The 223-nt window shown below is 57.8% G+C and carries 1 protein-coding gene; it reads right to left on the minus strand.

Translation table 11 applies throughout. The features are described 5' to 3' along the window. On the minus strand, window positions 1–213 hold a 213-nt coding region (locus ACP7IZ_RS13885), incomplete at its 3' end, for a type IV secretion system protein (RefSeq protein ID WP_426849754.1). Window positions 214–223: the final 10 nt, after the last annotated feature.

A 223-nucleotide genomic window follows, 5' to 3' on the forward strand; every position in this document is an offset into this window, starting at 1 on the left:
GCTCTTGGTCGCAAGATCGCGTGTCCATTCCGATCCGCCAAACCCGGTCATGAGGACGGCTGCGGACAGGATTAGATACATCTCGCATAGTGCCACCACCAGAAGGCCCGAGACCCATACGAACGCCAGCACGATCACAACGCAGCATAGAGCGACCAAGGCCCCATTAAACGGGTTCCAACTGCTCGCCATCTGCGAGATGGCTTCTGCAATGCGTAGGCCA

The organism is Acetobacter sp. AAB5 (genome assembly GCF_050106715.1).
GTDB lineage: Bacteria > Pseudomonadota > Alphaproteobacteria > Acetobacterales > Acetobacteraceae > Acetobacter > Acetobacter oryzifermentans.